Source organism: Prolinoborus fasciculus (assembly GCF_056724605.1).
The window spans coordinates 1-2238 of record NZ_JBWZQN010000121.1 but is presented as its reverse complement, the minus strand read 5'-3'; the positions used below and the strand labels follow the sequence as shown (position 1 = coordinate 2238).

Below are 2238 nucleotides of genomic sequence, written 5' to 3'. Positions count from 1 at the left end.
CTTCCACATCCAACCTATCAACGTCGTAGTCTTCAACGGCTCTTTAGGAGACATAAAGTCTCGGGGAAATCTTATCTTGAGGTAGGCTTCCCGCTTAGATGCTTTCAGCGGTTATCCCTTCCGAACATAGCTACCCGGCGATGCCACTGGCGTGACAACCGGTACACCAGAGGTTCGTCCACTCTGGTCCTCTCGTACTAGGAGCAGATCCTCTCAAATTTCCAACGCCCACGGTAGATAGGGACCGAACTGTCTCACGACGTTCTAAACCCAGCTCGCGTACCTCTTTAAATGGCGAACAGCCATACCCTTGGGACCTGCTTCAGCCCCAGGATGAGATGAGCCGACATCGAGGTGCCAAACACCGCCGTCGATATGAACTCTTGGGCGGTATCAGCCTGTTATCCCCAGAGTACCTTTTATCCGTTGAGCGATGGCCCTTCCATACAGAACCACCGGATCACTAAGACCTACTTTCGTACCTGCTCGACTTGTGGGTCTCGCAGTTAAGCGCGCTTTTGCCTTTATACTCTACGCGTGATTTCCGACCACGCTGAGCGCACCTTCGTACTCCTCCGTTACTCTTTAGGAGGAGACCGCCCCAGTCAAACTACCCACCAGACATGGTCCTCGTCCCGGATAACGGGACAGAGTTAGAACCTCAATATTACCAGGGTGGTATTTCAAGGACGGCTCCATCGCAACTAGCGTCGCGACTTCAAAGCCTCCCACCTATCCTACACAAGTAAGATCAAAGTTCAATGTCAAGCTGCAGTAAAGGTTCACGGGGTCTTTCCGTCTAGCCGCGGGTACACCGCATCTTCACGGCGAATTCGATTTCACTGAGTCTCTGCTGGAGACAGCGCCCCCATCATTATGCCATTCGTGCAGGTCGGAACTTACCCGACAAGGAATTTCGCTACCTTAGGACCGTTATAGTTACGGCCGCCGTTTACTGGGGCTTCGATCAAGAGCTTCGCTTACGCTAACCCCATCAATTAACCTTCCAGCACCGGGCAGGCATCACACCCTATACGTCCACTTTCGTGTTTGCAGAGTGCTATGTTTTTAATAAACAGTTGCAGGGGCCTGGTTTCTGAGGCTGTCGGCCGCTCAAGGAGCAAGTCCTATCACAGACAACAGCGTACCTTCTCCCGAAGTTACGGTACCATTTTGCCTAGTTCCTTCAGCAGAGTTCTCTCAAGCGCTTTGGTCTACTCGACCTGACCACCTGTGTCGGTTTCGGGTACGATTCCTGTGTAACTGAAGCTTAGAGACTTTTCCTGGAAGCATGGTATCAGCCACTTCACTGTACAAGTACAGCTTGCTATCAGTTCTCAGCATAGAGTACCCCGGATTTGCCTAAGATACATGCCTACAACCTTCCACCTGGACAACCAACGCCAGGCTGACTTAACCTTCTCCGTCCTCTCATCGCATTACACAGAAGTATTGGAATATTAACCAATTTCCCATCGACTACGCCTCTCGGCCTCGCCTTAGGGGTCGACTCACCCAGCCCCGATTAACGTTGGACTGGAACCCTTGGTCTTTCAGCGTGCGAGTTTTTCACTCGCATTGTCGTTACTCACGTCAGCATTCGCACTTCTGATACCTCCAGCAGACTTCTCAATCCACCTTCATCGGCTTACAGAACGCTCCCCTACCACGCATAATAAATTATGCATCCGCAGCTTCGGCATATAGTTTTAGCCCCGTTACATCTTCCGCGCAGGCCGACTCGACTAGTGAGCTATTACGCTTTCTTTAAAGGGTGGCTGCTTCTAAGCCAACCTCCTAGCTGTCTATGCCTTCCCACATCGTTTCCCACTTAACTATAATTTTGGGGCCTTAGCTGGCGGTCTGGATTGTTTTCCTCTTGACTACGGACGTTAGCACCCGCAGTCTGTCTCCCGGATAGTACTCATTGGTATTCGGAGTTTGCATCGGTTTGGTAAGTCGGGATGACCCCCTAGCCGAAACAGTGCTCTACCCCCAATGGTATTCGTCCGAGGCGCTACCTAAATAGCTTTCGGGGAGAACCAGCTATCACCAAGTTTGATTAGCCTTTCACCCCTATCCACAAGTCATCCCCTGGCTTTTCAACGACAGTGGGTTCGGTCCTCCAGTTAGTGTTACCCAACCTTCAACCTGCTCATGGATAGATCACCTGGTTTCGGGTCTATACCCAGCAACTAAACGCCCTATTAAGACTCGGTTTCCCTACGGCTCCCCTAT

Annotated in this window: 1 rRNA gene; it reads right to left on the bottom strand. The window is 51.3% G+C overall.

Annotation, left to right across the window (positions count from 1 at the left end):
- A 23S ribosomal RNA gene (locus tag AC1P5O_RS16410) occupies positions 1-2238 on the bottom strand; the annotation flags it as partial.